General features: G+C 49.3%; 8 protein-coding genes. All 8 read left to right on the top strand.

From position 1 onward, the window contains the following. The first annotated feature begins 387 nt into the window (after positions 1 to 387). Positions 388 to 1107 (top strand): UMP kinase, encoded by a 720-nt coding sequence (pyrH, locus tag BWI93_RS10490; protein ID WP_094811016.1) that lies wholly within the window; start codon positions 388 to 390, stop codon positions 1105 to 1107. A 125-nt stretch (positions 1108 to 1232) separates the two neighbouring features. Continuing rightward, positions 1233 to 1793 (top strand): ribosome recycling factor, encoded by a 561-nt coding sequence (gene frr / locus BWI93_RS10485; protein WP_094811014.1) that lies wholly within the window; start codon positions 1233 to 1235, stop codon positions 1791 to 1793. A gap of 257 nt (positions 1794 to 2050) precedes the next feature. Further along, positions 2051 to 2641, top strand: a complete 591-nt coding sequence (locus BWI93_RS10480; protein ID WP_158242704.1) for a TetR/AcrR family transcriptional regulator — start codon at positions 2051 to 2053, stop codon at positions 2639 to 2641. A gap of 176 nt (positions 2642 to 2817) precedes the next feature. Then, the gene (locus tag BWI93_RS10475) at positions 2818 to 3099 is read left to right on the top strand and encodes a hypothetical protein (protein ID WP_094811010.1); all 282 of its coding nucleotides are present in this window, start codon (positions 2818 to 2820) and stop codon (positions 3097 to 3099) included. 42 nt (positions 3100 to 3141) lie between these two features. Beyond that, positions 3142 to 4740, top strand: coding sequence for a glycosyltransferase family 39 protein (locus BWI93_RS10470; protein ID WP_094811008.1), 1599 nt, complete (start codon positions 3142 to 3144; stop codon positions 4738 to 4740). A 181-nt stretch (positions 4741 to 4921) separates the two neighbouring features. Further along, positions 4922 to 5899: a GDP-mannose 4,6-dehydratase gene (locus tag BWI93_RS10465; RefSeq protein WP_233207773.1), complete on the top strand. Its 978-nt coding sequence runs from the start codon at positions 4922 to 4924 to the stop codon at positions 5897 to 5899. 4 nt (positions 5900 to 5903) lie between these two features. Beyond that, positions 5904 to 6869, top strand: coding sequence for a glycosyltransferase family 2 protein (locus BWI93_RS10460; RefSeq protein ID WP_094811006.1), 966 nt, complete (start codon positions 5904 to 5906; stop codon positions 6867 to 6869). Then, positions 6862 to 7734 carry a lysylphosphatidylglycerol synthase transmembrane domain-containing protein gene (locus tag BWI93_RS10455; protein WP_176454191.1) on the top strand — a complete coding sequence of 291 codons (873 nt, stop codon included), beginning with the start codon at positions 6862 to 6864 and terminating at the stop codon, positions 7732 to 7734. The genes BWI93_RS10460 and BWI93_RS10455 overlap by 8 nt, the downstream gene beginning before the upstream one ends. Positions 7735 to 7770 lie beyond the last annotated feature (36 nt).

Genomic DNA, 7770 nt, shown 5'->3' with positions numbered 1-7770 from the left:
TTGATAGTTGATAGTTGATAGTTTTACAAATTATATTTCTTTTCAACAAATTAACTTCTTCTTTTTCAGGTCTCCATGGGTAGTACCCATGGCTACGTACCTTGAACCCCTTCGGGGTTGGAAACTATCAACCCCGAAGGGGTTCAAGGTACGTAGCCCCGTATGAAATGCGGGGACAGCTTTCGAACGTTCTCTTCCAGGGTACACTGTGCTCAGGCTAAAATAAAGTCAGTTTCTTACCCTTCGCCTCGACAAATTTCTGTTCGGAAAGGCCTGATAACCACTATGAAATCCAGTCCGTCTTTCGGTTTTCCTCAAAGAAAAATCTTCGGGCAGTTGCCATTCTCCCAGCCGTCGCCTTAACTTAGCGACCCAAAAACTGCCTATATGGAAACGCCGAAGTACAAGCGAATTTTACTGAAACTAAGTGGAGAGGCTCTCAGCGGGGAAAAGAAATCGGATAAAATCATCGATTCTTCCATTCTCGAACAGTATGCCAAAGAAGTAAAACGCGTTGCAGATCTCGGTGTTCAGGTAGCGATCGTGGTAGGAGGCGGAAATATTTTCCGGGGGAAAGAACTCGAAGCAACCGGTCTGGATCGGGTACAGGGCGATTACATGGGCATGCTCGCCACCGTAATCAACGGGATGGCTGTTCAGGCAGCCCTCGAGAAAGAAGGGCTCTTTACGCGATTGATGTCAGCGGTAAAAATGGAGCAAATCTGCGAACCGCTTATTCGTCGCCGGGCGATGCGTCACCTGGAGAAAGGCCGGATCGTTATTTTTGGTGCGGGTACCGGTAACCCTTACTTTACGACCGACTCAGCGGCCAGCCTCAGGGCCATTGAAACCAAAGCCGATGTGGTTCTGAAAGGTACCCGCGTGGATGGCGTCTATACGGCAGATCCCGAAAAAGATCCAACAGCAACCCGGTACACCAGTGTTTCGTTCGACGAAGTCATCGCCAAAGATCTCAAAGTGATGGATCTGGCTGCTTTTGCTCTTTGCCGGGAAAACAAATTACCGATCGTTGTATTCGACATGAACAAGCCCGGAAACCTGCTAAACCTGGTGATGGGTCACGAAGTGGGTACACTTATTTCCTAATGAATCGGTAAGTTATCAGGTTTGATCCCGTTTGAAATCGTTTGATTCCCGATCGGCTCGATCCAACGTTTCAATCCTTTCAAACCATTCAAACCACATTAAACTTCACACTTATTATCTCCGCAATGGACGAAATAGAGTTTTATCTCGAAGCTGCGAAAGAAACAATGGAAGGGGCTATCAAGCACCTGAACATTGAATTGAGTAAAATCCGGGCTGGAAAAGCATCGCCTGCCATGCTCGAAGGTGTCATGGTCGAATACTACGGCGTGCCGAGTCCGCTACAAAACGTAGCCTCGATCACGACGCCCGACGCCCGCACCATTAGCGTAAAGCCTTTCGAAAGGAAGATGGTAAACGATATCGACCGGGCCATTCGCAACTCAAACCTCGGTTTTTCACCGGCGAATGACGGTGAAGTACTTCGCATCAGCATTCCTCCCCTAACGGAAGAACGCCGCCGTGACCTAGTAAAACGCGTAAAAGCAGAAATCGAAACGGCTAAAATCAATATTCGAAACGCCCGTCAGGATGCCAACAACAGCATCAAAAAACTGACGAAAGAAGGCGTCTCCGAAGATGAAGTAAAACAGGGTGAAGAACGCGTTCAGAAACTGACGGATCAGTACATTATAAAAATTGATCAGGTCTTTACCGCGAAGGAAACTGACATCATGTCCGTTTAAGCTTCATTTTACCGCATTTATCAAAAGTCCTGCCCGAACCGGCAGGACTTTTTGTTTATTCGCCCACCCTCCCAACCTATTACGTCCCTGAAGGCTCTATTGCAGTAAAGCGACTCAGCCGCCCGTTTCATCCCATTCCCTCACGTTAACTGAAACCTAACGTACTGTTAAAAATAAGTTAATATTTATTTGGCTGGGTGAGGACAATTATGTGCAGCTTCCAATTACCTTTGGACCGAAAAACGATTTTAGTCGAAATGACAGGAACACTGGTAAAAGACGAACAGATCAAAGAAGCCATTATCCAGGCGGCACAGAAAATCTTTCAGCAGTACGGGTTAACCAAGACTACGATGGAAGATATCGCCAAAGCGATGGGTAAGGGTAAAAGCACGCTCTATTACTACTTTTCCAGCAAAGAGGATATTTTCGTTTCGGTCATCAATAAAGAAATCAACGAAGTTTTTGATTCGATGGTGGCGGCCTGCCAGCAACAGCAATCGGCTCGTACCAAAATAGAAGTAGTCATCAAAACCAAAGTAAAAGCTTTACATAACAAACTGAACCTGTACCGGATCCTTTCGACGGAATTACCGTGCAGTCGCGACATGATGGAATCCTGCCGGATTCAGTTTAGCCAACGGGAAATCGATCTGTTTGTAGAAATATTGCAATTCGGCGTCGATCATCAGGAATTTAATGAATCGATCCAGTCGAATCTTCCTTTTCTGGCTTACGTGGTAGTTTCCGCTTTCCGTGGTTTAGAGTTTGATTTGTTTTTTTCCGATACCGACCTGGATGCCAAAATTGATTTACTATTAACGATCCTGGTGAAAGGCCTGCAGTAACCCCCGAAATCTTTTTTAACGTAACCTCACGCGTATTACTCAGTTATACATACCCCTAGAGTTCCCCTGTTTTGTCCGTCCGCTGCCCAGGGCAGTAGCGGACCAGCCCCAAAGGCCCCCTGATTTCTTTGAGATGGCAGCCGCCATTTTCGTCGAGTATTTTCCCATTAAAGACCATGAAAACATCCGTGAATCCTCTTATTTCTGCTTTGAAGAAGCTGCTGAAAAAAAGCTTCTATGTCTATTCTTCCGTTCGCCTGAATCATTCCTTCAAAAAAGACTACGGTCTGACTTACCAGGAGTTGTGTGAACTCACCAACGAGCTTGAATACCTGACGGGTCAGGAGCTCTCCGAACCTTCGCTGCGTAGCATCGATACCGTAGGTGATTTGATCAATGCGTTTCGAAGTGCTCCCATCCCGCTTCCAGCGACGGCTCTTTCGGCTACTTTGCGATAATATGTTCTGGACTGGCAGCCTAGGCTGCACGGGTTTACAGCTATGAAATCGTTAACACGATCCGAATCTCTGTTACTACTCGGGCTGTTCATTTTCCTGTTTTTTTCGCTGGGAACTTCACAACTCATGTTGTATTCCCTCGACGAAGCAAAGAACGCCGAGTGTGCTCGCGAGATGTACGAACGACAGGATTGGGTCGTACCCACCTTCAACGGACAGCTTCGCACCGATAAACCGCCCCTGCACTACTGGGTGATGATGGGGAGCTACGCTCTGTTTGGTGTTAGTGAATTTTCGGCCCGGCTGGGTTCCATTCTTTGCGGCATGGGTACCATTCTGCTGATTTTCGCTTTTGCCTGGCGTAACTTCAATCCCCGGGTCGCCTGGATTTCAGCGTTAGTATTACTGGCTTCCCTGCACGTTGGGGTCCAGTTTCGCATGGCCGTACCTGATCCGTACCTCGTTTTTTTCCTGACCCTGGCCTGGGTATCGTTCTACGGCTGGTACCAGCAACGGCAAAAAACGCTCAATCTGGCGATTTTCTATACGTCGCTGGGCATGGGTGTACTGGCCAAAGGACCCGTGGCTCTGGTACTCATCTTTACAGCGATTGGCCTGTTTCTGCTTTTTCAGGGGACTTTCAGAAAAGCGTTTCGATTAGGGTTAGTACCTGGCTTAGTCTGGACGCTGCTCCTGGCCTTACCCTGGTACCTGCGTGTACACGAAGCTACCTCGGGTGCCTGGACCGAAGGATTTTTTCTAAAGCACAACCTCGAACGCTTTCAAGCCCCGATGGAAGGGCATGGCGGATTTTTCCTGATTACCCCCTTATACGTATTGATTGGACTATTACCTTTTTCAATCTTTATTCCACAGGCCTTCGTACGGGCCTGGAAACATCGTCAGGAAGTTCCAGCCCTGGCTTTCGGGCTTAGTATCGCCAGTGTCGTAATTGGATTTTTCAGCTTTTCGGGGACGAAGCTTTTTAACTATACCGTTCCGAGTTATCCCTTCGTGGCGGTACTGATCGCGGCCTTTCTGGATTCGGTGCTTGATCAGGAAATGGCCTGGAAAAAACTGCGGCCTTCGCTCATTACTTACGGCGTACTGGCAGCTTTACTCCCCATAGCCTTTTATCTGGGTTTACGGCTTGATCCGGTGGTGTCACACCTGGCGGGCTGGGCGATTATCTTTCTGACCTTTCCCCTCGGAGCGGCAGCGGCCTGGTGCCGATTCCGACACGGCGAATTCAGCCGTACGATGCTGGCATTGGCAGGATCGTTTGTAGTGACCGCCGTACTGTTTTTCCAGCTGGCCTACCCGATCATTGATCGCGAGAACCCGGTTAATCAAACCATTAGTTCGATCAATCCGGAAGAAAAAGTCATCGCTTATAAGCAGTTCAATCCGGCGTATGTTTTTTACCTGAATCGATCGGTGGATGTAGTGAATACACCGGAAGCGTTGGCGGAAGTTTTACGGGCGGAAGGTTCTGTAGTCGTTATTTCACGGACGGAATTTCTGCCCGAATTATCGACCTTTTCCCAACTGAAAGAACTAACCCGAAAGCGGGATCTTTTTGAAACACCTACGACCATTTTGTTTCGAAAAACGCCGTCTCCGTTACCGCGTTCTTTGTAAGCGTTTCCCGTATTGGTCCCATTTTTTCGCCTAAAAACAAGGCTCTTTTAAAGGTTTTGTCCAATTTAGTAGCTATAAAACGTTTATAGCCCGCCAAACAATCGTAACTTCGCACCCTTTCTGATTACCAGGCGGTAATACCGTTGCTACACATTGCCTAGAAAGAGTGATCATGAAATCCATGAAAACTATAAAACAATACCTTATCACCGGAGGGGCAGGTTTTATCGGTAGTCACCTCGCCGAACGGTTGCTTTCGCAGCCCGGTGTGGCCGTTACCTGCATTGATAACTTCGATGATTTTTACCCGGTATCCCAGAAACGTGAGAATCTGAAAGGTCTGCTTGAACATCCGAACTTTCAGTTTATCGAGGCCGATATTAGTCAGCAGGAGTATTTGCTCGACGTGTTGAAAGGGCAAACCTTCGAGGCCATTATTCATCTGGCGGCTAAAGCGGGCGTTCGCAAAAGTATTGAGTCTACGCGTCCGTACTACGAATCGAATGTCATGGGGACGCTTTCACTGCTGGAAGTGGCCCGGCATTTATCCATTCAGAAGTTTATTTTTGCCTCTTCGTCCAGCGTATACGGTCAGAATCCGAACGTTCCCTGGAAAGAATCCGATACGAACTTATTGCCGATCAGCCCCTACGCTTCCTCCAAAATTTCGGGGGAAATGCTGGGCCGTACCTACGCTCATTTGCACGGCATCCAGTTTCTGGCTCTTCGCTTTTTCACCGTATATGGCTCCCGGCAGCGACCCGATCTGGCCATTCATAAATTTGCCGAACTCATTCTGGAAGCCAAACCTATTACGCTCTACGGAGACGGCAGTACGCGTCGTGATTACACACACGTCAGCGACATCGTAACGGGCATTGAGCAGGCCATGGCTTACGAAAAGCCAGGTTTCGAAACGTTTAACCTCGCTTCGGGCAAACCCGTTACCCTCCGGAAACTGGTCGCTTCCCTCGAAGTAGCGTTGGGTCGGGAGGCGATTTACGAATACCGGGAAGAGCAACCCGGCGATGTTTCGCAAACCTACGCAGACCTCAACAAATCGCAGGAGTTACTGGGCTATCAGCCCGTGGTAACCCTGGAGGAAGGGCTGAAAGAATTTGTTCGCTGGAAAACGTCCCTTCCCCACTTAACTCATTGATTGCATGCAAACGGCACCGCTTCTTTCCCTGGTGATTACCCTTTTAAACGAAGAAGACAACATACAACCCCTGCTGCAACGCGTACGCGAGGCCATGCAGGGTCTGGATTATGAATTGATTTTGGTGGACGACGGCTCTACCGATGCCACCATTGCCCGAATCAAACAGTACGCGGATGATCGCGTACGACTGGTCGTACTAAACCGCAACTACGGCCAGACGACGGCCATGTCGGCGGGTATTGCGGAGGCCAAAGCTCCGTATATTGTTACGCTGGACGGTGATTTACAAAACGATCCCGCCGATATTCCCATCATGCTCGAAAAATTACAGCGGGAAGGCTGGGACGTTGTTGCCGGGGTACGGGCCAAACGGCAGGACGGCATGTTGTTACGGAAAGTTCCCAGCAAGATCGCCAATGCCATGATTCGTAAAATGACGGGTGTATACCTTCATGATTACGGCTGTACGCTGAAAATTTTCCGTCGGCAAATTGCCCAACACCTGGGACTATACGGTGAACTACACCGCTTCATTCCGGTACTGGCCGCTATGCAGGGAGCCAAGATGACGGAAATGCCGGTACGTCACCACGCCCGGCAATTTGGCAAGTCGAAGTACGGCCTGGGCCGTACTTTCAAAGTCATGTCCGATCTGTTACTGATGGTCTTTTTCCAGAAGTATTTCCGCCGACCCATGCACTTGTTCGGCCCCATCGGCATTCTGACGTTTTTGTTTGGAGCGTTGATCAGTCTGTATCTGCTGGGCGTAAAACTGACCGGCGAAGACATCGGTACACGTCCTTTGCTGACGGTAGCTGTCGTAACACTACTGGCTGGTTTACAAATCATTACCTTCGGTTTCATGGCTGAAATCATGATGCGAACGTACTACGAATCGGGTACGAAGTCTACCTATCTCGTTCGTGAATTGTATTCGGCCTCTTCCCCCGTTTCTACCCTTGAGTAAGTTATCACCCGCCGTCAAAACCATCCTGAAGCTGTTGCTTACGAGCCTGGCTTTGGGATGGCTGGCGTATCAAATGGACTGGGAGCGAATCTGGCCGTTACTCCGCCGGGCCCAGTGGGGCTGGATTTTGGTTGCTCTGGTGCTGTATAACGTTTCCCAGCTGTTGAGTACCAGTCGTTTTCAGCAACATCTGAAAGCGGTTCCGCTGTCCGAACCCTTCTCCTTCCTGTTGCGATTGTACTATCGCTCGATGTTTTTCAATCTGTTTTTACCGGGGGGCATTGGCGGCGATGGCTACAAAGCCTGGCTGTTGCGTACCCGTCACCAGACTGATTACCGACTGATTCTTTCGGTACTATTGCTGGACCGGGGCAGCGGTATGCTGGCCATTACCTTTCTGATTGCCCTGCTGGGTGGTTCGAGTAGCTGGCTGATGAGCCAGTTTGGCTTACCGTACGGCTGGCTGTCGGGGATGGCTCTGCTCGTTGGAGCGGGCGGCTGGGGCGTATACCTTTTATTCTTTCGGAAATTCGTACCCGTGTTTCCTGCTGCGTTTTCACTCTCGCTGGGTGTACAGTCCACGCAGGTAATCGTCATTCTGCTGTTACTGCGATCCATTGGCGTGACGGATCATTCACTGGAATACGGACTGGTTTTTCTGGTTTCCTCCATCGCCTCCGTACTTCCCCTGACCGTGGGTGGCATTGGCGTTCGCGAATTTGTTTTTCTGACGGCGGCGGAGTACCTGCCCATTCAGTCCGACCAGGCGGTACTGGCCAGTCTACTCTTTTTCTTTATCAACGCCCTTAGTTCTTCGCTGGGTGCCTTTATCACGTTACCCGAGCGGCCCGAAACGCGTGATTAATTGAATTCCTGCCTTATTTTTGGCATCCCTACCTTC

It is taken from the genome of Siphonobacter sp. BAB-5385 (assembly GCF_002261125.1).
GTDB lineage: Bacteria > Bacteroidota > Bacteroidia > Cytophagales > Spirosomataceae > Siphonobacter.
This window is presented reverse-complemented; position numbering and strand designations above follow the sequence as displayed.